General features: G+C 66.8%; 24 protein-coding genes, 1 tRNA gene and 1 other RNA gene. 16 read left to right on the forward strand and 10 right to left on the reverse strand.

The genetic code is table 11. From position 1 onward, the window contains the following. The first annotated feature begins 31 nt into the window (after positions 1-31). The 4 genes from ACQP06_RS01110 to tgt all read left to right on the forward strand — a co-directional run bounded on the left by ACQP06_RS01110 (position 32) and on the right by tgt (position 5,689). Positions 32-571, forward strand: coding sequence for an RrF2 family transcriptional regulator (locus tag ACQP06_RS01110; protein ID WP_433669819.1), 540 nt, complete (start codon positions 32-34; stop codon positions 569-571). A gap of 70 nt (positions 572-641) precedes the next feature. After that, positions 642-2,375, forward strand: a complete 1,734-nt coding sequence (locus tag ACQP06_RS01115) for an ABC transporter ATP-binding protein (protein WP_433669821.1) — start codon at positions 642-644, stop codon at positions 2,373-2,375. Beyond that, positions 2,372-4,336 carry an ABC transporter ATP-binding protein gene (locus ACQP06_RS01120; protein ID WP_433669823.1) on the forward strand — a complete coding sequence of 655 codons (1,965 nt, stop codon included), beginning with the start codon at positions 2,372-2,374 and terminating at the stop codon, positions 4,334-4,336. The genes ACQP06_RS01115 and ACQP06_RS01120 overlap by 4 nt, the downstream gene beginning before the upstream one ends. Before the next feature lie 102 nt (positions 4,337-4,438). After that, positions 4,439-5,689 carry a tRNA guanosine(34) transglycosylase Tgt gene (gene tgt, locus ACQP06_RS01125; protein WP_433669825.1) on the forward strand — a complete coding sequence of 417 codons (1,251 nt, stop codon included), beginning with the start codon at positions 4,439-4,441 and terminating at the stop codon, positions 5,687-5,689. Between the two features lie 42 nt (positions 5,690-5,731). Here the strand turns inward: tgt and ACQP06_RS01130 are convergent, their stop codons facing one another. Then, positions 5,732-6,502, reverse strand: a complete 771-nt coding sequence (locus ACQP06_RS01130) for a queuosine precursor transporter (RefSeq protein ID WP_433669827.1) — start codon at positions 6,500-6,502, stop codon at positions 5,732-5,734. Between the two features lie 64 nt (positions 6,503-6,566). Here ACQP06_RS01130 and ACQP06_RS01135 point away from each other — a divergent pair, with 64 nt between their 5' ends. Then, complete coding sequence (locus ACQP06_RS01135) at positions 6,567-7,127, forward strand: DUF4190 domain-containing protein (protein WP_433669828.1); 561 nt, start codon at positions 6,567-6,569, stop codon at positions 7,125-7,127. A gap of 96 nt (positions 7,128-7,223) precedes the next feature. Here ACQP06_RS01135 and ACQP06_RS01140 read toward each other — a convergent pair whose 3' ends face one another. From ACQP06_RS01140 to ACQP06_RS01150, 3 genes are all read right to left on the reverse strand, one after another. Beyond that, positions 7,224-7,997 (reverse strand): RDD family protein, encoded by a 774-nt coding sequence (locus tag ACQP06_RS01140; RefSeq protein WP_433669830.1) that lies wholly within the window; start codon positions 7,995-7,997, stop codon positions 7,224-7,226. 50 nt (positions 7,998-8,047) lie between these two features. Beyond that, positions 8,048-9,007: a tRNA glutamyl-Q(34) synthetase GluQRS gene (gluQRS, locus tag ACQP06_RS01145; RefSeq protein WP_433669832.1), complete on the reverse strand. Its 960-nt coding sequence runs from the start codon at positions 9,005-9,007 to the stop codon at positions 8,048-8,050. Between the two features lie 98 nt (positions 9,008-9,105). Then, positions 9,106-9,603 (reverse strand): DUF309 domain-containing protein, encoded by a 498-nt coding sequence (locus ACQP06_RS01150; RefSeq protein ID WP_433669834.1) that lies wholly within the window; start codon positions 9,601-9,603, stop codon positions 9,106-9,108. Between the two features lie 381 nt (positions 9,604-9,984). Here ACQP06_RS01150 and ACQP06_RS01155 point away from each other — a divergent pair, with 381 nt between their 5' ends. Further along, positions 9,985-10,194: a DUF397 domain-containing protein gene (locus ACQP06_RS01155; protein WP_357275290.1), complete on the forward strand. Its 210-nt coding sequence runs from the start codon at positions 9,985-9,987 to the stop codon at positions 10,192-10,194. A 105-nt stretch (positions 10,195-10,299) separates the two neighbouring features. On the opposite strand, the gene qcrB is transcribed toward ACQP06_RS01155, so the two are convergent. Beyond that, a complete protein-coding gene (gene qcrB / locus ACQP06_RS01160) occupies positions 10,300-11,955 on the reverse strand; it encodes a cytochrome bc1 complex cytochrome b subunit (RefSeq protein ID WP_433669836.1) in 1,656 nt (551 codons plus the stop codon). 96 nt (positions 11,956-12,051) lie between these two features. Between qcrB and ACQP06_RS01165 the strand changes: the two genes are divergently transcribed. Next, on the forward strand, positions 12,052-13,452 hold the full coding sequence (locus tag ACQP06_RS01165; protein ID WP_433669838.1) for a WS/DGAT domain-containing protein: 1,401 nt from the start codon (positions 12,052-12,054) through the stop codon (positions 13,450-13,452). Between the two features lie 69 nt (positions 13,453-13,521). Here ACQP06_RS01165 and ACQP06_RS01170 read toward each other — a convergent pair whose 3' ends face one another. The 4 genes from ACQP06_RS01170 to ACQP06_RS01185 form a co-directional block, all read right to left on the reverse strand. After that, a complete protein-coding gene (locus tag ACQP06_RS01170; protein WP_433669840.1) occupies positions 13,522-13,947 on the reverse strand; it encodes a hypothetical protein in 426 nt (141 codons plus the stop codon). 57 nt (positions 13,948-14,004) lie between these two features. Then, positions 14,005-14,793 carry a DUF2637 domain-containing protein gene (locus ACQP06_RS01175; RefSeq protein ID WP_433669842.1) on the reverse strand — a complete coding sequence of 263 codons (789 nt, stop codon included), beginning with the start codon at positions 14,791-14,793 and terminating at the stop codon, positions 14,005-14,007. A gap of 485 nt (positions 14,794-15,278) precedes the next feature. Next, positions 15,279-15,364: transfer RNA gene (locus tag ACQP06_RS01180), tRNA-Ser, on the reverse strand. Positions 15,365-15,418: 54 nt separating this feature from the next. Then, positions 15,419-16,456, reverse strand: a complete 1,038-nt coding sequence (locus ACQP06_RS01185; RefSeq protein WP_433669844.1) for a hypothetical protein — start codon at positions 16,454-16,456, stop codon at positions 15,419-15,421. A 100-nt stretch (positions 16,457-16,556) separates the two neighbouring features. Between ACQP06_RS01185 and ffs the strand changes: the two genes are divergently transcribed. Both ffs and ACQP06_RS01195 read left to right on the forward strand, forming a co-directional pair. Next, an RNA gene (ffs, locus tag ACQP06_RS01190) (signal recognition particle sRNA small type) lies at positions 16,557-16,651 on the forward strand. 141 nt (positions 16,652-16,792) lie between these two features. Then, complete coding sequence (locus tag ACQP06_RS01195) at positions 16,793-18,082, forward strand: aminotransferase (protein ID WP_433669846.1); 1,290 nt, start codon at positions 16,793-16,795, stop codon at positions 18,080-18,082. A gap of 56 nt (positions 18,083-18,138) precedes the next feature. On the opposite strand, the gene ACQP06_RS01200 is transcribed toward ACQP06_RS01195, so the two are convergent. Continuing rightward, entirely contained in the window at positions 18,139-18,957 is an 819-nt protein-coding gene (locus ACQP06_RS01200; RefSeq protein ID WP_433669847.1) for a methyltransferase domain-containing protein, read from the reverse strand. A gap of 99 nt (positions 18,958-19,056) precedes the next feature. On the opposite strand from ACQP06_RS01200, the gene ACQP06_RS01205 reads away from it, so the two are divergent. The 7 genes from ACQP06_RS01205 to ACQP06_RS01235 all read left to right on the forward strand — a co-directional run bounded on the left by ACQP06_RS01205 (position 19,057) and on the right by ACQP06_RS01235 (position 24,589). After that, complete coding sequence (locus ACQP06_RS01205) at positions 19,057-19,632, forward strand: HhH-GPD-type base excision DNA repair protein (protein ID WP_357088749.1); 576 nt, start codon at positions 19,057-19,059, stop codon at positions 19,630-19,632. A 116-nt stretch (positions 19,633-19,748) separates the two neighbouring features. After that, positions 19,749-20,447, forward strand: coding sequence for a hypothetical protein (locus ACQP06_RS01210; RefSeq protein ID WP_433669849.1), 699 nt, complete (start codon positions 19,749-19,751; stop codon positions 20,445-20,447). Positions 20,448-20,604: 157 nt separating this feature from the next. Further along, the gene (locus tag ACQP06_RS01215) at positions 20,605-21,324 is read left to right on the forward strand and encodes a hypothetical protein (RefSeq protein WP_433669851.1); all 720 of its coding nucleotides are present in this window, start codon (positions 20,605-20,607) and stop codon (positions 21,322-21,324) included. Positions 21,325-21,529: 205 nt separating this feature from the next. After that, complete coding sequence (locus ACQP06_RS01220) at positions 21,530-22,243, forward strand: hypothetical protein (protein ID WP_433669853.1); 714 nt, start codon at positions 21,530-21,532, stop codon at positions 22,241-22,243. Between the two features lie 112 nt (positions 22,244-22,355). Further along, positions 22,356-22,904 (forward strand): flavin reductase family protein, encoded by a 549-nt coding sequence (locus ACQP06_RS01225; protein ID WP_433669855.1) that lies wholly within the window; start codon positions 22,356-22,358, stop codon positions 22,902-22,904. 46 nt (positions 22,905-22,950) lie between these two features. Beyond that, entirely contained in the window at positions 22,951-23,832 is an 882-nt protein-coding gene (locus tag ACQP06_RS01230) for an amino acid ABC transporter permease (protein ID WP_433669856.1), read from the forward strand. After that, positions 23,825-24,589 (forward strand): amino acid ABC transporter ATP-binding protein, encoded by a 765-nt coding sequence (locus ACQP06_RS01235; protein ID WP_379103411.1) that lies wholly within the window; start codon positions 23,825-23,827, stop codon positions 24,587-24,589. The genes ACQP06_RS01230 and ACQP06_RS01235 overlap by 8 nt, the downstream gene beginning before the upstream one ends. The last annotated feature ends 25 nt before the right edge of the window (positions 24,590-24,614 follow it).

Raw genomic sequence — 24,614 nt, forward strand, 5'->3', positions numbered from 1 at the left:
TCACACCACCGGTCCGATATCAGGAGTTTCCGTGCACATCACCGCGAAGGTCGATTACGCGGTGCGCACCCTCGTCGAAATCGCGAAGGGGCAACCGGATTCGGTGAAGGCCGACGCGATCGTCGCCGCCCAGGACATTCCGCCGAAGGTGCTGGAATCGGTGGTCGCGGATCTGCGCAAGGGCGATCTGGTGATCAGCCGCCGCGGTCCGGACGGCGGTTACCGGCTGGCCCGCCCGGCCGCCGAGATCAGCATCGCGAATGTGATCCGCGCCGTGGAGGGCCCGCTGGCCTCCGTGCGCGGGCAGCGGCCGGAGGACGTCAGTTATTCGGGCGCGGCCGAACCGCTGCAGCGGGTGTGGATCGGCCTGCGGGTGAACATCCGTTCCGTGCTCGAGCGCGTCACCATCGCCGATATCGCCCACGACTTGCTCCCGTCCTTCCTGGACGAGCTGTTGCACGACCCGGACGCCTGGACCCGCCGCCCCCGCCCGGCGGGTGGCACGGTCGCGGCCGCGCCCGCGCAGCCCACCGCGGGCGAGTGGCGTGATCTGGATCAACCCGACATCTAGCGGGGCGGACCCAGTGCCGCCGGAAAACGTCACGGCGAGCGTCCGAGGATGGCGGTAGCCTGCCAGCATCATGTTGATCCGACTTCTACGCACCTCCATGCGGCCCTACCGCAATCAGTTGGCGGGGGTCGTCGTGCTCCAGCTGATCTCGGTCATCGCCATGCTGTATCTGCCCACCTTGAACGCCGACATCATCGACCGGGGTGTCACCAAGGGCGATATCGGCTACATCTGGTCCACCGGCGGCTGGATGCTGCTGGTGACCGCCATCCAGATCATCGCCCAGGCCGCCTCTGTCTACCTGGGCGCCCAGGCCGCCATGGGCGCGGGCCGCGATATGCGCGCGGCCCTGCTGCACCGGGTGGGCACCTTCTCCGCGCGCGAGGTCGGCGTGTTCGGCGCGCCGTCGCTGATCACCCGCAATACCAATGACATCGGCCAGGTGCAGCTGCTGGTGCTGATGAGCGCGACCATCCTGGTGATGGCCCCGATCATGTGCATCGGCGGCATCTTCATGGCATTGCGCGAGAGCATGCAGCTGTCGTGGCTGCTGTTGATCGCGGTGCCCGCGCTGGCCCTGTCGATGGGCTTCATCATCACCCGCATGGTGCCGGGCTTCCGGCGCATGCAGGACCGGATCGACGCGGTGAACCGGGTGCTGCGTGAGCAGATCACCGGTATCCGCGTGGTGCGGGCGTTCGTGCGCGAACGTCAGGAGACCTGGCGTTTCGGCGTCGCCAACAGCGAGCTGACCGAGCAGTCGCTCTACGTCGGCAAGTACATGGCCCTGATGTTCCCGATGGTCATGCTGATCTCGAACGTCACCACGGTCGGCGTCATCTGGTTCGGCGGCCACTCGATCGACAACGGCGACATGCAGATCGGCACGCTCACCGCGATGCTGGCCTACATCATGCAGATCCTGATGGCGGTCATGATGGCCTCCTTCCTGGCCATGATGGCCCCGCGCGCCGCGGTCTCGGCCGAGCGGATCAGCGCGGTGCTCGACACCGAGTCCTCGGTGTCGGAGCCGCGGCTGCCGCAGGCGTTCAAGGACGACCCGGGCAAGGTGGACCTGCGGTTCGCCGAGTTCAAGTTCCCGGGCGCGGAGAAGCCGGTGCTGAAAGCCATTCGCTTCCAGACGAAGCCGGGCACCACCACCGCCATCGTCGGCGCGACCGGCGCGGGCAAGACCACCCTGATCAACCTGATCCCGCGGCTCATCGACGTCACCGACGGCGCGGTCCACGTGGGCGGCACCGATGTCCGGGAGCTGGGGCTGGAGACGCTGCGCACCGAGATCGGCCTGGTCCCGCAGAAGGCGTACCTGTTCTCGGGCACGGTGGCCTCGAACCTGCGCTACGGCAAGCCGGACGCCACCGACGAGGAACTCTGGCACGCGCTGGAGATCGCGCAGGCCGCCGACTTCGTGCGCGAGATGCCGCAGGGGCTGGAAACGCCTGTGGCGCAGGGCGGTACGACCGTCTCCGGTGGTCAGCGGCAGCGCCTGGCGATCGCCCGCGCGCTGGTGCGCAAGCCGCGCGTCTACCTGTTCGACGACTGCTTCTCCGCCCTGGACGTCGCCACCGACATGCGGGTGCGCGAGGCCCTGAAGCCGGAGACCGCGAACGCGTCGGTCATCATTGTGGCGCAACGGATCTCGACCATCCGCGACGCCGATCAGATCGTGGTGCTGGAGGACGGCGCGATGGCCGGCATCGGCACCCACGACCAGTTGCTGCTCGACTGCAACGAATACCGCGAGATCGTGGAATCGCAGTTCAGCGCGGAGGAGGTGCGATGAGGCCCGGAGCCCCCAATCCCGGTGCGCCGGACGCGAAGGCGAAATCCTTCGGCCCGTCGCTCAAGCGCCTGCTGCGCATGCTCGCGCCGGACAAGGCCTACCTGGCGGTCGTGTTCGTGCTGGCCGTCGGCTCGGTGGTGCTCAACACCCTGGGTCCGCAGATCCTCGGCAAGGCCACCAACCTCATCTTCGACGGTGTGGTCGGCAAGCAGTTGCCCGCCGGGCAGAGCAAGGACGAACTGGTCGAGGGCCTGCGCGCGGGCGGCAACACCACCTTCGCCGACATGCTCGCCAGCATGGACGTGATCCCCGGCACCGGAATCGATTTCACCGCCGTGGGGCAGGTGCTGGCCTGGGTGCTGGCGCTCTACATCGGGTCCGCGCTGTTCGGCTGGCTGCAGGCACAGCTGCTGATCGTGGTGCTCAACCGCACCGTGAAGCGGATGCGCGCGCAGATCGAGGAGAAGATCCACCGGCTGCCGCTGCGCTACTTCGACTCCATGCCGCGCGGCGACGTGCTCTCGCGTGTCACCAATGACGTCGACAATGTGGCGCAGACGCTGCAGCAGACCATGTCGCAGCTGATCATCAATGTGCTGTCGGTGATCGGCATCCTGATCATGATGTTCTGGATCTCCTGGATCCTGGCCCTGATCGCGCTGCTCACCGTGCCGCTGGCGGTCATCGTGACCGCGCAGATTGCCAAGCGCTCCAAGCCGCACTTCGTGGACCAGTGGAAGTACACCGGCGAGGTGAACGCCCAGGTCGAGGAGGCCTTCACCGGCCACGAGGTGGTCAGCGCATTCGGCCGCGTGCGCGAGGTGGGGGAGAAGTTCGACGAGACCAACGCGAAGCTCTACGACTCCTCGTTCAAGTCGCAGTTCATCTCCGGGCTGATCATGCCCGCCATCATGTTCCTCGGGAACCTGAACTACGTCCTGATCGCCGTGGTCGGCGGTCTGCGGGTGGCGTCGGGTCAGCTGTCGCTGGGCGAGGTGCAGGCGTTCATCCAGTACTCGCGCGGGTTCACCCAGCCGCTCACCCAGATCGGTTCGATGATGAACCTGCTGCAGTCGGGTGTGGCGTCGGCGGAGCGGATCTTCGAGATCCTCGACGCCGAGGAGCAGTCGCCGGACCCGGATCCGGAGGACTCGCGGCCGCTGGAGCGCGGGCGGGTCGCGTTCGAGGACGTGTCCTTCCGCTACGAGCCGGAGACCCCGGTCATCGATGACCTCTCGCTGGTCGCCGAGCCCGGTCACGTGGTGGCCATCGTCGGGCCGACCGGTGCGGGCAAGACCACCCTGGTCAACCTGCTCATGCGGTTCTACGAGGTGGATTCCGGCGCCATCACCATCGACGGCGTCGACATCACCGCCATCACCCGCGACCACCTGCGTTCGCGCATGGGCATGGTGCTGCAGGACACCTGGCTGTTCGGCGGCACCATCCGCGAGAACATCGCCTACGGCAATCCGAACGCCTCCGAGGAGGACATCCTCGAGGCCGCCCGCGCCGCCTACGTGGACCGGTTCGTGCACGCGCTGCCGATGGGCTACGACACGGTCATCGACGAGGAGGGCTCCGGCGTCAGCGCCGGTGAGAAGCAGCTCATCACGATCGCCCGCGCGTTCCTGGCCAAGCCGTCCATCCTGATCCTGGACGAGGCCACCAGCTCGGTCGACACCCGCACCGAGCTGCTGGTGCAGCACGCCATGGCGGCGCTGCGCCGGGACCGCACGAGTTTCGTGATCGCACACCGGCTTTCGACGATCCGCGACGCCGACACCATCGTGGTGATGGAGAAGGGCAAGATCGTCGAGCAGGGCACGCACGAGAGACTGCTCGCGGCCCGCGGCTTCTACCACCGGCTCTACAACGCCCAGTTCGCCGCCGCCATCACCGACGGCGAGGGCAACAATGTGGACGATCCGGAGCCGGACGCGGTCGTCCTCACCAAATGACCCGACGCTCCGCCGGCCTGGCCCGCACACCACGGTGTGCGGGCCAGGCCTCTTCGCGGAGCGAAGAAAATCACTCAGCTCGGGAGATGAGAGGATAGCTCGGTGTCTGCTGCCTCCGAGTTCTCGTTCAAGGTCGGTGCCCGCCTGGAAGGGCGGCACGGCAGGACCGGTGTGATCAGTACGCCACATGGCGATATTGCGACACCCGCCTTCATCCCCGTCGGCACCAAGGCCACGGTCAAGGCCGTGCTGCCGGAGACCATGAAGGAACTCGGCTCGCAGGCCCTGCTGGCCAACGCCTATCACCTCTACCTCCAGCCCGGCCCGGACATCGTGGACGAGGCCGGGGGTGTGGCCGAGTTCATGAACTGGCACGGCCCGACCTTCACCGACTCCGGCGGCTTCCAGGTCATGTCGCTGGGCGTCGGCTTCAAGAAGGTGCTGGCCATGGAATCGGTCGGCGTGCAGGACGACGACGTGATCGCCAAGGGCAAGGAGCGGCTGGCGCACGTCGACGACGACGGTGTGACCTTCCGCTCGCACCTGGACGGCTCCAAGCACCGGTTCACCCCCGAGGTGTCCATGGCCATCCAGCATCAGCTGGGCGCGGACGTCATGATGGCCTTCGACGAGCTCACCACGCTCATGAACACCCGTGGCTACCAGGAGGAATCGCTGGAGCGCACGCGGCTGTGGGCCAAACGCTGCCTCGACGAGCACGAGCGGCTCACCGAGGCGCGCTCGCATCGGCCGTATCAGGCGCTGTTCGGTGTGATCCAGGGCGCGCAGTACGAGGACCTGCGCCGCAAGGCCTGTCGCGACCTCGAGGAGTTGCGGGGCGCGGCCGGAACGGGATTCGACGGCTACGGCATCGGCGGCGCGCTGGAGAAGCACAATCTGGGCACCATCGTCGGCTGGTGCTGCGACGAACTGCCCGAGGGCAAGCCCCGGCACCTGCTCGGCATCAGCGAGCCGGAGGACATCTTCACCGCCGTGGAGAACGGCGCGGACACCTTCGACTGCGTGAATCCCTCACGCGTGGCGCGCAATGCGGCGCTGTACACCGACGAGGGCCGGTTCAATATCAATACGGCCCGGTTCAAGCGCGACTTCACGCCGATCGACGAGACCTGCGACTGCTACACCTGCGCGAACTACACGCGCGCCTACATCCACCACCTGTTCAAGGCGAAGGAAATGCTCGCCTCGACGCTGTGCACCATCCACAACGAGCGGTTCACGGTGCGCCTGGTCGATCGCGTCCGCGAGAGCATCGACGGCGGCTACTTCGACGAATATCAGGCCGACTTCCTGGGCCGCTGGCGCGGCCGCATCAAAGCCCCTGGGCAATAAGGGAATTCGACACGGCCGCGAGCTTCGGAGAGTCGGTCCGCGTCACTCGTGGATGGCCGAGCGCTCGCGCGGGCGGTAGGAGGGTTCGCGCTTCTTCAGGAAGGCGATGCAGCGGTAGCTGATCGGCAGCACGCACGCCTCGACGAGGGTCTTCCAGATGAAGCCGACGATCACGTAGTTGACGAAGTCGCCCCAGGTGTTGATGCCGATGGCGGTCGCCGCGATCGAGCAGAACACCAGCGTGTCACCGAACTCGCCCGCGATGGTGGAGCCGAGCAGTCGCGCCCAGAGATGCTTCTCCTTGGTGCGCTCCTTGATCAGCACCAGCGTGCTGGAGTTCAGGAACTGGCCCACGAAGTAGCCGGTGATCCCGGCCAGCGCCAGCTGCGGGGTATTGCCGAGCACGTCCCCGAAGGCGGTCGGGTTCTGCTGCAGGTCACCGGTGGGCAGTTTGATGACGATCTGGAAGCAGACGATCATCAGCAGCAGCGCCGCGAACCCGTAGTAGACGGTGCGGCGGGTGGCCCTGAAGCCGTACACCTCGCTGAGGATGTCGCCGATGACGTAGGCGATCGGGAAGAGGAAGAACGCGCCGTCCATGGTGATCGGCAGGATGGTCAGCGGGCCCAGGGAGAAGTGCTGTCCGGAGAAGAATTGGACGCCCTTGGCGACGCATACGTTGGAAATCAGCAGGACAGCGGTGAAGGCCACCGCCACCGGCGTGAAATATCCCCCCGCCGCGTCCGCGAATGCGGCGTGTTGCGGCGTGGGGTGTCCAGATCGGTCGGTTTCGACCGTTTCGATATCACTCACGCCCGAAAGTATCCCCTGCCGCGACCGCGGGGTACGGATAGCTGGGGTGCCCTAGGCTGGACGAATGACGAATCCTGGCGATTCCGACGAGTGGTGGAAGCAGTACGGGGGTGAGGGCGTCGCGCCCGAGACCCCGCCCGCGGCGCCGCAGCAATCGACGCCGCCTCCGCCCGGTTACACCTCCGCGCCGCAGTATCGGCAGCCGCCGCTGACCCCGCCGCCGCAGCCGGTGTATCCGAGCTATCCGCCGCCGCAGGCGAATCCGACGCCGGGCTATCCGGGCGCGGGCCAGCAGCCCACGCCGCAGCCCCCGGGCTACGGCGGCTACCCGGGCTATCAGCCCTACGGGTACGCGGCGCCGACGCAACAGACCAGTTCGCTGGCCATCGCGTCGCTGGTGGTGTCGATCATCGGCATCCCGGCTATGTTCTTCTGCGCGTTCCTACCGGTGATCTCGATCGTCGGACTGGTGCTGGGGGTCGTCGCTCTCAACCAGCTCAAGACGAACGGGCAGCAGGGCCGCGGCCTGGCGCTCGGCGGCATCTGGGTCGGCGCGGCCGGAACGGTGCTGGGGCTGGGTGGGTTCCTGATCTTCATCATCGCCAGCATGACGGGCTCCAGCTGAGGGACCGGCGCGGTGCGTGAATGAGGTGGCGCGCCAATGACAATGGGGCGCATCCGGAGTGGATGCGCCCCATTGCGTTCAGCGGAGGGAAGAGCCTCAGCCCTTCAGCACCTGGGTGCCGCCGGCGAACTGGTCGTGCCAGCCCTGCTTGGTCGGGCTCTGCTCGATGGTGATGGCGATGTAGATCGCCATACCGAGGCCGACCAGCGTGCCCAGGCACGGGACCAGCTGCACGATCATGAACAGGTTGCGCTTGGCGGAGGTGGCCGGGTCCAGCGGCGCGCCGCCGGGGCCGACGACCCGCAGGTTCAGGATCTTCTTGCCCAGTGTCTGGCCGCCCTGCTGGGTCTCCATGAAGATGAAGTAGCCGAAGTAGATGACCGGGACCAGCACGCTCCACAGCCACGCGATGCTGTTGGGCAGCAGCACCTCGATGATTCCGGCCGGGATACCGATGATCAGGCCGTCGATGATGCGGGCCGCGAAGCGGGTCCACAGGTCACCGGGCTGCGATCCGCCGAAACCGCCACCGAAACCGGGCTGGCCGCCGTCCGGGTAGGGCTGGTAGGCGGGCTGGCCGTACGGCTGCTGCGGCTGCTGGCCGTAGGCGTCGGGCTGACCGAACGGCTGCTGCGGCTGCTGGCCGTACTGCGGCGGCTGCTGCTGGCCGTACGGGTCGGGCTGCTGCCCGTAGGGCTGCTGGCCGTAAGGCTGCTGCGGCTGCTGGCCGTAGGGGTCGGACTGCCCATAGGGCTGCTGCTGACCGTACGGCTGCTGTGGCTGCTGCGGCTGCCCGTAAGGCTGCTGCGGCTGCCCGTACGGCTGGCCGCCCTGCGGATACTGGTTGGGGTCGTACCCACCGCTCGTCATTGTTCCGCCGTCCTCGTCGATTTCGTTCGGGATCTGGTCGAGTGCGTACGTTACGGACACCAGCTGGGTTGCAACAACCCGTCGGGGTCGAGTCTCCAGGGTTCTTTGGGCAGGTTTTCCGGCCGGAATCGTTCCAGGACATCGGCCGACGTGGTAGCGCCGTCGTAGCCGAGCGACGCCGCGAGCGCGCTCAGCACGTGTCGCGGGGACTCGCCGAGGGCTGTCCGATCGCGCAGGGTGACCGCCCCGTCGCGCTTGGCGAGCCGTTGCCCGGAGGTATTGAGCACCAACGGGACGTGGGCGTATGCGGGGACGGGCAGGCCGAGCAAGGTCGCCAGATACGCCTGCCGCGGCGTGGAGGGCAGCAGGTCGTCGCCGCGCACCACCTGGTCGATGCCCTGGTCGGCGTCGTCGACCACGACGGCGAGGTTGTAGGCCGGGGTGCCGTCGCCGCGCCGCAGCACCAGATCGTCCACGGCGCCACGGTATTCGCCGAGCAGCCCGTCGGTGACGGTGAACTCGGTACGGTCGGCGCGCAGGCGCAGCGCGGCGGGGCGGCTCTCGTCGCGCCACCGCTGCCGCTCCGATTCGGTGAGGTTGCGGCAGGTTCCCGGGTACGCGCCCATCGGGCCGTGCGGCGCGGTCACCGCCTGCTGTATTTCCTTACGCGTGCAGAAGCATTCGTAGGTCAGGTCCGCCTCGGTGAGGCGTGCGATGGCTGTCTCGTAGAGGGCGAGGCGCTGCGACTGCCACACCACGGGCGGGTCCCAGTCCAGGCCGATGGCGGCGAGGTCCTCGAGTTGCCGTTCGGCCGCGCCCTTCTTGACGCGGTCCAGATCCTCCACCCGCATGAGGAATTCGCGTCCGGTGGAGCGGGCGAAGAGCCAGGCCAGCAGTGCGGTGCGGAGGTTGCCCAGATGTAGATCGCCGGACGGGCTGGGCGCGAAACGACCGGCCCCGGGCCGCCGCCCAGGGTGGGCGGTCGTTGCTGGGGCGGGGTCGGTCGGCATGTCTGTCGATGGTAGTTCGCATCCTTCGCAGCGCGGCCGACCCTTCGCCTTCCTGCGGGTGCGCACGTCGAGTGCGGCGGGGCACTGGGATTGCGAATTCAGTGTGGGATTGTGAGCCGAGCTCGAAGATCCGTGTCGGAGATGGGTTTTCCCTGCTCGATGGCCATGAGCAAGGTCTCGGCACGGGCCACCAGGCCGGGCGAGTCGATGCCGTAGGGGGCGGGTCCGTAGGCGGAGAGGCGTTCGGACGCCCGTGTCAGCAGAGTGCGCGCTCCCTTGGGGTTTCCCCGCTGAATGTGGGTGAGTCCAACGGCAAATTGCGCGAGGCCCTGCCATAGCGACTTTTCCGCGAACGGGCCGTTCTTCCAGGCGGCCTCCAGTACCTCGTGCGCGTTGAAAGCCAGGCCCTCGTCCAGCAGACGTTGGGCGTAGTCGAGGGTTTCGGCCGGCGGCAGGTCCAGGTCATCGGGAATGCGGGGGATGCCCGAGCTGCCGAATGGGAGGGGTCGCCCAAAACGGTCACGAGGACGGGCATTCCGGGCACGGCCGTCGTCGTCGCGGTCCCGTCCGGCATCCTCCGGTGACTGCTGGGGCATGCTTCCCATCATTCCCCATGTCCCGCGTGCCCCGATCCACCCGGGGTACCCGAGCGGTGAGTGAAGGAATTCTCATATTTGAAATTCAATAGCCTCAAATTGGGGCTAATTTCTTGCAAATAATTTGCTGGCTAACCTTGCCGCAAATTTGCTGGTTGAAAACGAAAGAATGCGATCTCCTAATGACGAACCCTGCTAGGGTTTAGCGCGGGAACGGCCATCGGGGGCGCATTCCCATCGCGAAGTGCAGAGACAGGTTGTACGGAGCGTTTGCGTGCGACCCGCGGCGAGCCCGGTGATTCGTGTTTTCGAACGATCCCGCGGTCGCCAGGTTCTATGCCAGCAGGATTCCAAGCTTGACGCAGAAAAGGAGCTAGTACCGTGAAGGTGGATTTCACCGGCGCCGTTTGGCGCAAGAGCAAACACAGCGGCCCCAACGGCAACTGCGTGGAGGTCGCGTTTCTCCGCGACGGCAATGTCGCGGTCCGGGACACCAAGGACCACGGCGCCGGGCCGATCCTGGCTTTCACCCCGGGCGAGTGGGATGCCTTCGTAGCGGGTGTCTCCGACGGAGAGTTCAAGCGGGCCTGATCGCGGCCTGCGGGCGGCCTGCCGCGACCCCACCGGGAAAAACGAGAAGCCCCCGAGTCCCGGAGACTCGGGGGCTTCGCTCTGTCGAAGGCCGTGGGGGAGCGGTCAGCTCGAGCCGTGCCCATTGCCGGATTGTCCGTTACCTGACGCGTTCTGCTGTGCCCGCCGCAATACGGCCAGCTGGGCGTGTTCGGCCGCGCGCTCGTTGGCGGCGTTGAGGTCGCGTTCCTCCTGGGGATCGGCCCAGAAGAACGCGCCGGTGCCCGGGCTGCCGGCGACGCCGAGCTGGTTCATCTTCCGAGGGACGCGGGCGCCCTGATATTCCAGGGGGATCGGATGGCCGTGCTCGTCGACCGGGCCGAGCGGCTGGTGCAGTTCGATGTACTCGCCGTGCGGAAGTCGCCGCACCACACCGGTTTCGATGCCGTGCTCGAGCACGCTGCGGTCGGCGCGCTGCAATCCGACGCACAGCCGGTAGGCCACGAAGTAGGCCAGCGCCGGAACGGTGAGCAGGCCGATGCGGAAGGCCCAGGTGGTGGCATTGAGCGAGATGTCGAACTTGAAGGCGATGATGTCGTTGACGCAGGCCAGGGTGAGGATCAGGTAGAAGCTCAGCGACATGGCCCCGATGGCGGTGCGCACCGGGACGTCGCGCGGGCGCTGCAGCAGGTTGTGCCGGGCCCGATCGCCGGTGAGCCGTTTCTCGATCCACGGGTAGGCGATGATCAGTGTGAAGATCAGCGGCATGAACAGGGCCACCGAGAACGCGCCGGGCACGGTGTGCCCGAAGGGGTACGCCTCCCAGGCGGGGAACAGGCGCAGGAAACCGTCGGTCCACATCATGTAGAAGTCGGGCTGGGTGCCCGCCGACACCTGGGATGGGTTGTAGGGACCCAGATTCCAGATCGGATTGATCTGCAGCAGGCCACCCATGATGGCCAGCACGCCCAGGGTGAACGCGAAGAACGCGCCCTGGTCCAGCGAGAACACCGGAACGATGCGGGTGCCGATGACATTCTTCTCGGCGCGTCCCGGGCCCGGGTACTGTGTGTGCTTCTGGTACCAGACCAGCGCGATGTGAACCACGATGAGCGCCAGCATGATTCCGGGCAGCAGCAGCACGTGGGCGATGTAGAGCCGCGGAATGATGATGTTCCCCGGGAAGTCCCCGCCGAACATGAGCCAGTGCAGCCAGGTGCCGATCACCGGGCTGCCCAGAGTGATTCCGGCGAAGGCGGCGCGCAGCCCGGTTCCCGACAGCAGGTCGTCGGGCAGCGAGTAGCCGAAGAAGCCCTCGAACATGGCCATGATGAGCAGCAGCGCGCCGAGCACCCAGTTGGCCTCGCGCGGCTTGCGGAAGGCGCCGGTGAAGAAGATCCGGCACATGTGGATGATCATCGACGCGGTGAAGAGCAGCGCGGCCCAGTGGTGCACCTGTCGCACGAACAGTCCGCCGCGGACGTCGAAGGAGATGTTCAGCGCGCTCTCGTAGGCGCGCGACATGGTGACCCCGCGCAGCGGCTGATAGGCCCCGTTGTAGGTGACGTCCTGCATCGAGGGGTCGAAATACAAGGTCAAATAGACGCCGGACAGCAGCAGAATGATGAAGCTGTACAGCGCTATTTCGCCGAGCAGGAACGACCAGTGGGTCGGAAATACCTTGTTGATCGACCTCTTGAGGAATGCGGCGCCTTGGTAGCGCTGGTCCATCTCGTCGGCTTGCTCCGCAAGTCGACCGGAGATCTTGTTGGTGGTTGCCATAGCGGTCACCCGCCCCCGGGAGAGTGGTAAGGCTTCTACTACAAACGGTAGCACCGCGAGCGGCCTCGGAGTATAGGGTTTCGTTATGGTCGTCGGGTGAATTCCCTGGCCCCTCGGGACGCCACCATGTACTGGTTGTCCGCGCGCACGCGCAACGATCTGTTCCTGCTGTACTGCTTCGCCGACGCCGGGCGGGATCCGGAGCAACTGCGGGCGGCCGTCGCGAACCGAGTGGTCCGTATTCCGGATTTGCTGATACACGTGCTGGATACTCCTGCGAACATTGCGTATCCGCTTTGGGTGACTTGCGACGTCACCGACGATCAGTTCATCGACCATGACCTCGGCGATGCGACCTGGGCGAATCTCACCGCCGACCTCGGCACCCTGCTCGGCGCCGGCCTGAAGGCGAATGACCGCCCCTGGCGACTACACACCTTCCGGAATGTCCGGGACGTCCCGGGATTCGCTCCCGGAGAGCCCGCCCTGGTAGCGGTGCTCCAGCTATCTCACGCCCTGGCCGACGGCCGCCGCGCCGCCGCCATCGCCCGCGCCCTGTTCGGCGCCGATGACCTTCCGGCCCCACCCGCGACGCATCCGGCCGCCCCCTTCCCCCTCCGATACGTGCCGAACAGCTTGCGCGCCAGGACGACTACCGCCCTCGCCGCGACCCTCGCCCTGCCCGCCATACCGATCGGCATGGCGCGCACCGTGATTCGCGGCCTGGCCGCCGCCCGCGCACAGCGCCACCTGGCCGACCTCACCACCGCCGGTGAACTCCCACCCCCGGCCCCCGATGTCGAACCGACCCTCCTGAACGGCACCGGCGCACCACCGGCCGCTCACATCGCGCGAATGCTGGTGTGCGACAAGGCCCGTCTGCGCACCCCGGACCATTCGGTCACGGTGGTCGCCCTCACCGCCATCTCGTTCGCCCTCGAACGCTATCTCCGCGACCGCGACGAGCCGGTCCCCGAACTCCGCGCCCAGGTCCCCATGGCGATCACCGCCCCCGCGACCGACAGCCCCACCCGCAACACCTACCGCGACCTCTCGGTCGACCTGTCGCTGTCCGAACCCCACCCGCGCGCCCGCGCCGACCGCATCGCCGCCGACCTCACCGCCCGCCGTACCCGCGCGGCCCACCCCCTCCAGCACGCACCCGACGCGGTGACGGCCGTCCTCCCCGCCCCGATCCTCCACCGCGATGTTGCGAACGCCCCGATCGACCAGCTCCCCGAACGAGTCTCCGGTCATACCGTCGTCTCCAGTGTCGACCGTGGCCCCGCCGACCTCGAGTTCGGTGGTGGTCCGGTCCGCTTCACCGCCGGCTTCCCGGCCCTGGGCGCGGTCATGCACCTCACCCACGGCGTCACCGGCCTGGGCGACACCGTCACGATCTCCGTGCACGCCGACCCCGCCGTGATCCCTGACCCGGACCGCTACACCGATCTGCTGGACTCGGCCCTGGACGAGGTCGCCCGCGCATTGCGCTGACCCGCGAAGACGAAAGACCCCGGCGGACCGAGTCCGGCCGAGGCCTTCGAGGTGGAGTTCGGTGGAGAGTTAAGTCATTCCGTTGACCATCGGATGCTCGGACAAGCTATCGGGTACGCCCCACTGGGTATGGGTGAGTGCTTCGAAAACACAGATCAGCAAAAGTTTTCGCGCGCGATGGCCGGAGGTGCTTTCGGATTCGCCGGCTACGTCGTGGATTCGCATACCGGCCGCCGGGCTACGGCGCGGCGCGGGCTCCGACAACATCCAGAACATTTCGGGTCCCATCAGTGTCGAGCGCCCACCCGTTTCGGTGAACCACCGGCCCGAGTATTCGATCATCAGATCGGTGAATGATTCGACGTTACCGAATGCATCGGTGAACTGAGTCATCGCACCGGATCGATCCAGACTGTTCTGGATGATCGAAGCCAGCCGGATCGCGATTTCCCGGAACTGATCTACTCCCTGGTCCTGCCACATGTTCATCGCCATACTTCGCTCCAGAAGGGTCGGTGGTGAATGTTGGGGGTTGATCGAGCCGCATGCCCACTACATTTGCGCAGCGGTCATGTAGAACCGGCGCCGTTCGTCGGCATCCAGCAGAACGGGCTTGTGCTGGGCGCCGATGCCGGCGGTCTGCCCCATGGAATATCCGGGTCCCACGGATTCCAGTGGGTAGAGCTTCGGCTGGGCGGCAGGGAACGGGTCCTCGGCGCGCCTCGTCTCCTGCCGTTCGAGTGCCGCCTCGTAGAGCTCGAGGGTGGGCTCCGGGTCGTCGTCGTGCTCGGCCGCACCGACCACGTCCTCGAGCTCGGCCTCGAGTTCGGCGGCCTCGAGCTCGGCCGCGTGTTCCGCCGCGACCTGCTTGCCGCGTTCCCAGAGCATCAGCGTGAGGTGCACGGCGAACAACATCGTCAGCGGCATGCCGGCGTACAGGCACATCGGCACAACGCTGCCGCCGATCTCGTGGGCGTATTGGATATTCCCCGCGATCGAGACGAGAGTCGAGAGAGCGAACAAGACGGTCGAGTACCACCAGCCGACGCTCCATTGCCGGAATGCGGCGGTGGCGATGATCGAGGCGATCACCAAGCCATCGATGGCGATCGGCACATTCGAGGCGAGATCGGGCGGCACCAGATTACGCACCGAGAGTTGGTGCAACGCGGCAAAAGACATCTGAAATGACTTGACTGCCACCACTGCGGTCACCACCAGCGAAGCATGTGCCAGCCGGGGTCTGAACGAACTCAGTCGACGGAGAATGCCGCCCGTCCCGCGCGACTGGGAAACTCGCACTTCGCCATTCGTAGATCCTGTGGTAGGCATCGTCACCATGGCGGCGAGGGTACCGCGCGGCCGGTCGTCGATTGCGCATCGTCTTATTTTCAGATGCGGTCGGGTCCCGAGTTCCTATCCGCGGCGACTGAAATTGGCGAACTATTATCTGAAATCGCCTCTACTGCAACATGTCACGACTTACGGCAATGGCCGGAACTGCTGTAATCCTCAGCCTATGGGTGTTTCGTGGCGATTATCCGTTATGCCCCTCTGCTCGTTGGGTTCTGGCGAAAAGTGGACTCGCAGACGATTGTGGCACCGCCACGTTCCCGCGGCCGCTCGCCTGAACCGTCCAGCTCAACGAGTCTCGGGTCACACAGTCGTCTCCAGCGTCGACCGCGGTCCCGCAGACTCGAGTTCGCAAACCCGCCGGCGGCTGGAATCCACCCCGAGTGAGGTTGCTCACGCCTTGCGCTGAGCCCGATCGGCTCCGGATATGCGGAAGGCCCCGACCGGACTGAGTCCGGCCGGGGCCTTCGAAGCGGAGGATAGGGGATTTGAACCCCTGAGGGCTGTTAACCCAACCCGCGTTCCAGGCGAGCGCCATAGGCCACTAGGCGAATCCTCCGTCGAGCAATATACCGGGTACACCCCTGGTGGAAGCAAATGCAGTGGTCGGCGGCTACTTCTTCTTCAGATTGTTGAGCGCTTTCTGGGCCTGCTCCTTGCACACCTGGGCGATCTCGTCCTTGCTGACGCTCTGGCCCTTGCCCATGCGCAGCCGGATGTTGACCTTCACCGAGGCGTTGTCGTCCTTGACCGCGACCGTGTAGTCGGTGGTGGTGAAGGAGGAGTAGTCGTCGACCTTGGCCGCCCAGTAGCCGGCCTCGCCGATGCCGTTCACGTCACCGGCGGTGCGGCCGCTGCCGGTGGTGCCGGTGTCGCTGGTCTTCCAGATGTCGTACTCGGGGCGGTTGTAGGCGCTCGACGAGCCGCTCAGCAGCGAGACGTTGAGGGTGAGGTCGGCGGTATTGGCGATCGCGTACTTGTCGGTCTTGGAGGTTTCCTCGTTGCCGGCCCGGCAGTCGAAGCGGCCGCCCGAGTAGTCGGTGGGCTTGGTCTCGGAGTGCTCGGGGGTGCCCTTGGAGTTCGCGGCCCACTTGTTGAGCACCGAGGTGTCGATCACGGTGCAGCCGTTGGTGATGCCCTCCATGGAGTACTTCCCGGCGGCCTTCTTCTTGTCCCCGCCCAGCGGCGACGAGCTGTCGCTGCCGCTGAGCGCGACCACGCCGATCACCGCGCCGACGATCACCACCAGACCGATCACCCCGCCGATGATCCAACCGGTCTTATTGCCGCCCGAACGCGGCGGCTGCGCCGGATAGCCGTAGCCCTGGCCCGGCGGCGGGACCGGGGGCTGGGCGAACTGCTGCTGCGGGAAGCCGCCGGACAGGGGCTGGCCGTAGGCGTCGGTCATGGGCTGCTGGTAGCCGGGCATCGGCTGCTGTGGGTAGCCGGGCGCGGACTGCCCGGTCGGAAGGGGCTGGGCGGGGGGCGTGTACGGGGGCATGCCGCCGGCGGCGTAGTTGAGCATCGTCGGGTCCGCGCCCTGAACCGGCTGGCCCTCCCCGGCGGCGGGCGCGGTGGCCCACCATTGCGCGGTCTCCTGGGCTTTCTGCGGATCGTGCGGAGCACCGGCTCCTGGATCGGAACTCGTCATATCGTCTTTACCCCTCCGGAAAAACGCGGGCGACCCCGCATATCGCAGGCATCGTATCGACCCCGGGCGGCACCGGGCGCGGTGAGCCGCTACACTGGCCGACGGATCCAGCGCGGCGCGCATCCTGTGAACTCCCCCAGGGCCGGAAGGCAGCAAGGGTCAACGGGCTCTGCCGGGTGCGCTGGGTCCCCTTTCTTTTTCCGGCCCGGTCGTCGCGGGTGACGGAAGTACAGATATCCCTGCCGAATCGGAGACGCCGCCTAGTAACCTGGGCGGTTGGGTTCGCGGTGCGCGCAACCCTGGACAAACATCCCACGCCATTGGAAGGGCGCTCAGATGCCTCGGCAGACGCAATTCGGTTTGATGAGCCATGCGGAACTCGTGACGGAACACGAGACGCAGACCGCGAACTACGCGAAGCTCAAGACCGAGAAGCTGACGCTGGACATTACGAGGGGTAAGCCATCGCCCGAGCAGCTGGACCTCTCGCAGGGACTCCTGGAGCTGCCGGGCGCCGCCGACTACCGTGACGCCAACGGCACCGACGTGCGCAATTACGGTGGCCTGCACGGCCTGCCGGAGCTGCGCGCGATCTTCTCCGAACTGCTCGGCATCCCGGTGTCGAATCTGCTGGCCGGCAACAACGCCAGCCTGGAGATGATGCACGACCTGCTGGTGTTCGCCATGCTGCACGGGACCGCGGATTCGGAGCGCCGCTGGGCGGACGAGCCGGTGCTCAAGTTCCTGTGCCCGGTGCCGGGTTATGACCGGCACTTCGCGATCACCGAGTCGCTCGGCTTCGAGATGATCCCGATCCCGATGAAGAACGACGGCCCCGACACCCACCTGATCGCGGAGCTGGTCGCGTCCGACCCGAGCATCAAGGGTCTGTGGGCGGTGCCCAACTACTCCAACCCGTCCGGCGTCACGTTCTCCGAAGCCGTTACCCGCGAACTGGTTTCGATGCCGACCGCGGCTCCGGACTTCCGCCTGTTCTGGGACAACGCCTACGCGGTGCACCCGCTCACCGACACCGCCGAGCCGGTGCTGGACGTGCTGGGCATGGCCGCCGCGGCCGGCAACCCGAACCGCCCGTTCGTGCTTGCCTCGACCTCGAAGATCACCTTCGCGGGTTCGGGCGTGAGCTTCTTCGGCTCCTCCACCGCGAATGTGGAGTGGTACCTGAAGCACCTGGGCAAGAAGACCATCGGCCCGGACAAGGTGAACCAGCTGCGGCACCTGCGCTTCTTCGGCGACGCCGAGGGCGTGCGGGAGCACATGCAGAAGCACCGGGCCGTGCTGGAGCCGAAATTCAAACTGGTGCTGCGGATTCTGGAGGACCGGCTGGGCGCGTCGAAGGTGGCGTCCTGGACCGAGCCCAAGGGCGGCTACTTCATCAGCCTCGACGTGCTGGAGGGCACCGCCAGCAAGGTGGTGGCGCTGGCCAAGGACGCGGGCATCGCGCTCACTCCGGCCGGTTCGTCCTACCCGTACGGAAAGGACCCGGAGGACAAGAACATTCGCATCGCGCCCAGCTTCCCGTCCCTCGGTGAGCTGGAGAAGGCGATGGACGGCCTGGCCACCTGCGTGCTGCTGGCCGCCTCCGAGAAGCTCATGAGCCTGTAGCGGCGGCGAAAAAGCGGCGCGTACCCGAAAGGGTGCGCGCCGCTTGCGTTCTCGGGTCAGTTCGGCTTGTGTGCCAGCACCGCGAAGATGGTCACCGACAGGTGGATGTCGCCGCTGGCGGCGCCGGCCTCCAGGTCGGCGAGCAGCTGATCGCGCTGCGACTCGCTGATCGAGCCCCGCGCCACCGCCCGATCGGCGACCCGGGCGACCAGTGCGCCCGCGCCCACGCTGCCGTCCTGGATCAGGGCGTGCGAGCCGATGTCGTCGACGACCAGTCCGGCCGCGGCCAGCTGCCCCGACAGGCGGCGGCCCGCGTACGGGTTGGTGGTGCCCGCGATCATGGTCTCGATCACCTCGTGCACCACGTGCCGGTCACCCGGGTGCACGATGGCCGAGCCCCAGTCGGTGTCCATCACCACGACCCGGCCGCCGGGCCGCAGCACGCGGGCGATCTCCCCGACCGCGCGGGCGGGCGCGGTGAGGTGCTGGAAGACGCGTTCGCACAACGCCACGTCGAAGCTCTCGCTGCCGACGGGCAGGCCGTAGGCGTCGCCGCTGACGAAGGTGGCGGAGGAGCCGGCCTGGGCGGCGCGGCGTTCGGCGGCGGCCAGCAGGTTCGGGTCGGGTTCGACGCCGAGCGCGGTGCCGGTCGGCCCGACCAGCTCGGCCAGGGCCAGCACCTCCGACCCGGAGCCGGAGCCGATGTCGACGGCGCTCTCGCCGGGGCGGGTGGCCAGCGCCTCGTGGGCCCAGGCCCGCAGGCGCCGGATGCCCGGCAGCGCTGCCTGTAGATCCTGGACGTCGACGAGCTGGTCCTGTCCGTCACGGTCGAAGCGGTCCGGTCGCAGTCCTGAGTCCGCACCAGGTTGCGGCACGGTTCGCACTGAAGAATTAGCCATGGTGTCGGGCATAAGCCGAGCCTAGTCGTGACCCGCGTCACCGCAACGCAAGATGAATGGGATGATCGACGCATGGTGAGCCGCACGCTGTGTATTGCGCAGGAATCCGATGCCGACGAGCTGCTTTCGACCGATGATTTCGCCCTGTTGGTCGGGATGATGCTCGATCAGCAGTTTCCGATGGAACACGCATTCCGTGGCCCGTGGAAACTGGCCGACCGCATGGGCGGCTTCGATATCCACCGGATCGCCGCCGCCGATCCCGCGGAATTCGAGGAGCTGGCCGCCACGCCGCCGGCCATTCACCGCTACGGCCGCTCGATGGGACGGCGGGTCCAGGAGCTGGCCCAGTACATTCTGGACAACTACGGCGGCAATACCGCGGGCCTGTGGACCGACGGCGACCCGGACGGCAAGGAAGTCCTGAAACGGCTCAAGAAGCTGCCCGGTTTCGGTGACCAGAAGGCCCGGATCTTCCTCGCCCTGCTGGGCAAACAGCGTGGTCTGGCCGCCGCGGGCTGGCGTGAGGCGGCCGGTGCGTACGGCGAGGACGGCTCCCGCCGCTCGGTCGCCGACGTCACCGACGCCGAATCCCTCACCCAGGTGCGGGAATTCAAGAAGCAGGCCAAGGCCGCCGCCAAGGCGAAGTAATCTCCCTCACTTCCACGGCATCGAATCAAGCTGGTTTTTAACCTCCAGATTCACAGGGGGTTCACAGATGCTTGCCGCCGACAGTTCAGTTCTCGGCAGTGGAAGCAGTAAAGAAAATGAAGATGAGGGAATTCGCCGGGATCGCGGCATTGCTGGTCGCGGCGACGGGGGTCACCGCCGGCACCGCGTACGCCGGTCCGGCCAAGACCGACGACGGCACGATCAACTACACGTCCCAGGTCACCGAGCAGGGCAACACGGTGGTCAGCACCGACGCCGGTTCGCTGGTCGTCGAGGACGGTGCGCTGAAGGTCAAGGCGGCGAATGGAACCACCGTCGCCGGCACCGAATTGAAGTTCCGGATCGACGATTTCGAGTTCCCGATCGCGGCGCAGATCAGCGACCGCACCGCCACCCTGACGCCGCAGGCCGATCTGGCGCACGCGGTGTACAAGCCGGTCGCGCTGCCCTACGAGGATCAGGCGCCGTGGAAGACCCAGTACGACCGTGAGCTGGCCGCCTGGAACCGTTTGACCAGCACCATCTCCGCGGGCGCGACCATCGGCACCGTGGTCGGCGGCCTCGGCGGCGCGGCACTCGGCTGCGTCCTGGGCGGCGTCGCCTTCGCGACGGCGACGGCCCCGCTGGCCACGCTGTTCGGCGTCGGACCGCTGGCGGGTTGCTTGATCGGAGCCAGCACGGTCGGCTTCCTGGGCACGATCGGCGGTCAATTGCTGGTGACCGCGCCGATCGCGATCGCTGCCGCGGTGCAGTACTTCACCACTATCAACCAGCCGTTTTCCGCACCCAAATAGGCATTTTCGGCAACCGATGGGCAAAGGTTCACCGCGCCAAAACCCAGCTGCCACGCGGCGTTAGTCAAGGCCGGTTTCCATCACTGGGCCCCGGGGGATACACCTGACGTTGTTCCTCCGGGGCACACCGCTCATCTCAAGAGGGAATTTCGAACACATGCGTCTCAAGAACTTCACCGCGGTTTCCGCGCTGGTCATCGCCGCTCTGGGTGTCACCGCCGGCACCGTGAACGCCGCGCCCGCCGCCGACAACAACGGTGCGATCAACTACACCGCCACCAACTCCGAGACCAACACCATCATCCGCACGGATGCCGGTTCCATGGTCGTCGAGAACGGCAACTTCGTCATCAAGGCCGCCAACGGCAATGTCGTCGCCGGCATGCCGCTGAAGGTGCGCGTGGACGACTTCGAGTTCCCGATCGCCGCGGAGATCTCCGACCGCACCGCGACCCTGACCCCGCAGTACGACATGGACCACGCCACCTACGCGCCGGTCGCCAAGGATGTCGCCCTCCCCTACGAGGACCAGGCTCCGTGGAAGTCGGACTACGACCGTGAGCAGGCCGCCTGGAACCGCATGAAGGACACCATCTCCCTGGGCGCCACCGTCGCGACCCTGGTCGGTGGCCTGGGCGCCGCGGCCGTCGGTTGCGTCCTCGGCTTCGGTGTGGCCGGTCTGGCCTCGGCCCCGCTGGCCGCGCTGTTCGGTGCCGGTCCGGTCATCGGCTGCCTCGTGGGCGCCGCCACCGTCGGCTTCCTGGGCACCATCGCGGGTCAGCTGCTGATCACCGCGCCGGTCGCCATCGCCGCCGCGATCCAGTACTTCACCACCATCAACCAGCCGCACATCACCGCTCCGGCTCCGGCCAAGTAATACTCGGTCCGAGTCAAGAGCAAGGGGCACAACAGGCATCAGCGATCACCTCATCGGGACAGCCCGCTCGGTCAATCGGCCGGGCGGGTTTCGCAATTCGGGAGAGTTCATCGTTTGAGCACCCGTGCGACATATTTCGTTCGCGTCGGCCCGTTTCGATCATGCGGTCCAACCACGCGGACTGCCTGATGAGGAAAACCGAGAAATGCGCTTCAAGACTTTCGCCGTGACCGCGGCCCTGCTGTCCGCTGCCATGGGCGTCACCGCCGGTACCGTCAACGCCGCTCCGGCCGCTGACAACGGCGTGATCAATTACACCGCAACCACTTCCGAGACCAACAGCGTCATCCGGACCGATTCCGGTTCGCTGGTCGTCGAGAACGGCGTCTTCAAGATCAAGGCCGTCGACGGCACCGTCGTGGCCGGTATGCCGCTGAACTTCCGCGTGGACGACTTCGAGTTCCCGATCGCCGCGGAGATCTCCGACCACACCGCGACCCTGACCCCGCAGTACGACATGGACCACGCGACCTACAAGCCGGTCGCCGAGGCCAAGGACGTCAACCTGCCCTACGAGGACCAGGCTCCGTGGAAGTCGGACTACGACCGTGAGGTCGCCGCCTTCAACCGCATGAAGGACACCATCTCCATGGGCGCCACCATCGGCACCCTGGTCGGTGGCCTGGGCGGCGCGGCCGTCGGTTGCGCCATGGGCGCGGTCGTCTTCGCCGCCGCGACGGCTCCGCTGGCCACCATGTTCGGTGTCGGCCCGCTGGCCGGCTGCTTCATCGGCGCGAGCACCGTCGGCTTCCTGGGCACCATCGCGGGCAACCTGCTCGTGACCGCCCCGGTCGCGATCGCCTCCGCCTACAACTACTTCGTCACCATCAACCAGCCCCACCTGGTCGCGCCGAAGTAGGTCGCACAGCACTCCGAACCCCCGTCCGGTACCCGCCGGGCGGGGGTTCGTCGTTGTAATCGGCCTGAGCCCAATCCTGTCGCGGCGCCGCCGCCGATGCTGGAGTGGATCGATGGGTGACCTGACCTCGATTCACGGCGCGGCAGCCGCGCTCACTCCGGTCGACGGGACCGATCTCCGGAAGACCTTCGCGCACTTCCCCAGCGGTGTGGTGGCGCTCTGCGCCCGGCTGGGCGGAACGCCGCACGGGCTGGTGGCCAGCACTTTCGTGCCGGTATCGCTGGATCCGCCGCTGGTGTCGGTGTGCATTCAGTACTCGTCGGAGACCTGGCCGAGGCTGGAGCAGGCGAGCCGATTGGGATTGAGTCTGCTCAGCAGCGACCAGGAGAGCGCGGCGCGCGGTCTGAGCTCCAAGCGCGGGGATCGGTTCCGGGATGTGGAGCTGCGGGGCGGGAACGGCAACGCCGCGTTCGTGGCGGGGGCGACGGCCTGGCTGGAAACCTCGGTGTACGAGCAGGTTCCGGCGGGCGATCATGCCGTGGTGCTGCTGCGGGTGCACCGGGTGAGCGTCAGCCCGGAGTCGGAGCCCCTGGTCTTCCATCGCAGTGATTTCCGCGCACTTTCCGGGAAATCTATTGACGCGCAATTGAATTCAGCCTGAGCCGGACCGGCGACAGGGTGTGCCGGGCTTCGTATCGTCGTTGTCCATGAGCACCCTGGCGGTATCCGCGCAGACGGTGGCGGCCACCGGAGCCGAGGACGGAGATCTGCCCGTCGTCCGCACCCGCCACCCCTGGCGCTGGGTCACGGGGGTGGTCGCGCTGGTGCTGGTCGCGCAGTTCGCGCACGGGCTGATCACCAATCCGGGCTGGGACTGGGGCACGTTCGCGCGGTACATCACCGCGAAATCGGTGTTGTCGGCGCTGAAGGTGACTCTGGAACTGACTTTCTGGGGCACCCTGCTCGGGTTCTTCCTAGGCGTCTGGCTGGCTGTCGGCCGCCTGTCGAAGAATCCGGTGCTGAAAGCGATCGCGTGGACCTATGTCTGGGCGTTCCGCTCGATTCCGCTGATCGTGCAGCTGCTGTTCTGGTTCAACCTGGCCTATCTGTACAAAACGCTGTCGCTGGGAATTCCTTTCGGCCCCGAGTTCGTGCGTTTTCAGACCAATGGCGTGATCAGCGGATTCAGTGCGGCCGTCATCGGTTTGGCGTTGCATCAGGCGGCGTATTCGGCGGAGATCATCCGGGCCGGCATCATCTCGGTGGACGCCGGGCAATGGGAGGCGGCGCGGTCGCTCGGGCTGCCGTGGCGGCGGCAGTTCTTCACCATCGTCGGGCCGCAGGCCATGCGTGGAATTCTGCCGAATGCCGCCAATGAGGTGATCAGTCTCTTCAAGGGCACCTCGATCGTCTCGACCATGGCGATCGCCGAGCTGTTCTATCAGGTCCAGGTGATCTACGGCCGCAGCGGCCGCGTGGTCCCGATGCTGATGGTGGCTACCGCCTGGTACATCCTGCTGACCACGGTGCTCAGCGTCATTCAGTTCTATATCGAGCGGCGCTTCGCGAGAGGGACCGGCGATGAGTGACTACGCGATCGAATTGCGCGGCATCCGAAAGTCTTTCGGCCGCACCGAGGTGTTGTCCGGCATCGATCTGACGGTCCGTCCCGGCGAGGTCACGGTCATCCTGGGCCCGTCGGGTTCGGGCAAGTCCACCTTGCTGCGCACCATCAATCACCTCGAACAGGTGGACGCCGGCACCGTGCGCGTGGGCGGCGAGCTGGTCGGTTACCGCCGCAAGGGCCGCAAGCTCTACGAACTGCGCGAGCGCGACATTCTGCGGCAGCGGGCGCGCATCGGTTTCGTGTTCCAGAACTTCAATCTCTTTCCGCACCTGACGGTCCGGGAGAACGTCGCGCTGGCGCCGGTGGCCGCCCAGCGGCGCGCCAAGGCCGAGGTGAACACCGAGGCGCTCGACCTGCTGGCGCGAGTCGGGCTGGCGGACAAGGCCGACGAGTACCCGAGCCGCCTGTCCGGCGGGCAGCGGCAGCGGGTCGCCATCGCACGGGCGCTGGCGCTGCGGCCGGAGGTGGTGCTGTTCGACGAGCCCACCTCGGCGCTGGATCCGGAGCTGGTCGGCGAGGTGCTCGAGGTGATCCGGGATCTCGCGCGCGCCGGCTCGACCCTGGTGATCGTCACCCACGAGATCGGTTTCGCCCGCGAGGTCGCCGACACCGTGGTGCTGATGGACGCCGGCCGCATCGTCGAGCAGGGCCCGCCCGCGCAGGTGCTCGATGCCCCGACCCATCCGCGCACCAAAGCCTTTCTCGCACACGTCCTCTGACCGATCGACCACGAAGGAACCTCCC

Source organism: Nocardia sp. CA-136227 (genome assembly GCF_050955695.1).
Lineage (GTDB): Bacteria > Actinomycetota > Actinomycetes > Mycobacteriales > Mycobacteriaceae > Nocardia.

Excerpts from the sequence above, each read along its gene's own strand:
- ACQP06_RS01115 (WP_433669821.1), top strand. The coding sequence starts at position 642 with ATGTTGATCCGACTTCTACGCACCTCCATGCGGCCCTACCGCAATCAG.
- ACQP06_RS01120 (WP_433669823.1), top strand. The coding sequence starts at position 2,372 with ATGAGGCCCGGAGCCCCCAATCCCGGTGCGCCGGACGCGAAGGCGAAA.
- ACQP06_RS01135 (WP_433669828.1), top strand. The coding sequence starts at position 6,567 with ATGACGAATCCTGGCGATTCCGACGAGTGGTGGAAGCAGTACGGGGGT.
- ACQP06_RS01140 (WP_433669830.1), bottom strand. The coding sequence starts at position 7,997 with ATGACGAGCGGTGGGTACGACCCCAACCAGTATCCGCAGGGCGGCCAG.
- gluQRS (WP_433669832.1), bottom strand. The coding sequence starts at position 9,007 with ATGCCGACCGACCCCGCCCCAGCAACGACCGCCCACCCTGGGCGGCGG.
- ACQP06_RS01150 (WP_433669834.1), bottom strand. The coding sequence starts at position 9,603 with ATGCCCCAGCAGTCACCGGAGGATGCCGGACGGGACCGCGACGACGAC.
- qcrB (WP_433669836.1), bottom strand. The coding sequence starts at position 11,955 with ATGGCAACCACCAACAAGATCTCCGGTCGACTTGCGGAGCAAGCCGAC.
- ACQP06_RS01170 (WP_433669840.1), bottom strand. The coding sequence starts at position 13,947 with ATGGCGATGAACATGTGGCAGGACCAGGGAGTAGATCAGTTCCGGGAA.
- ACQP06_RS01175 (WP_433669842.1), bottom strand. The coding sequence starts at position 14,793 with ATGGTGACGATGCCTACCACAGGATCTACGAATGGCGAAGTGCGAGTT.
- ACQP06_RS01185 (WP_433669844.1), bottom strand. The coding sequence starts at position 16,456 with ATGACGAGTTCCGATCCAGGAGCCGGTGCTCCGCACGATCCGCAGAAA.
- ACQP06_RS01195 (WP_433669846.1), top strand. The coding sequence starts at position 16,793 with ATGCCTCGGCAGACGCAATTCGGTTTGATGAGCCATGCGGAACTCGTG.
- ACQP06_RS01210 (WP_433669849.1), top strand. The coding sequence starts at position 19,749 with ATGAAGATGAGGGAATTCGCCGGGATCGCGGCATTGCTGGTCGCGGCG.
- ACQP06_RS01215 (WP_433669851.1), top strand. The coding sequence starts at position 20,605 with ATGCGTCTCAAGAACTTCACCGCGGTTTCCGCGCTGGTCATCGCCGCT.
- ACQP06_RS01220 (WP_433669853.1), top strand. The coding sequence starts at position 21,530 with ATGCGCTTCAAGACTTTCGCCGTGACCGCGGCCCTGCTGTCCGCTGCC.
- ACQP06_RS01225 (WP_433669855.1), top strand. The coding sequence starts at position 22,356 with ATGGGTGACCTGACCTCGATTCACGGCGCGGCAGCCGCGCTCACTCCG.
- ACQP06_RS01230 (WP_433669856.1), top strand. The coding sequence starts at position 22,951 with ATGAGCACCCTGGCGGTATCCGCGCAGACGGTGGCGGCCACCGGAGCC.
- ACQP06_RS01235 (WP_379103411.1), top strand. The coding sequence starts at position 23,825 with ATGAGTGACTACGCGATCGAATTGCGCGGCATCCGAAAGTCTTTCGGC.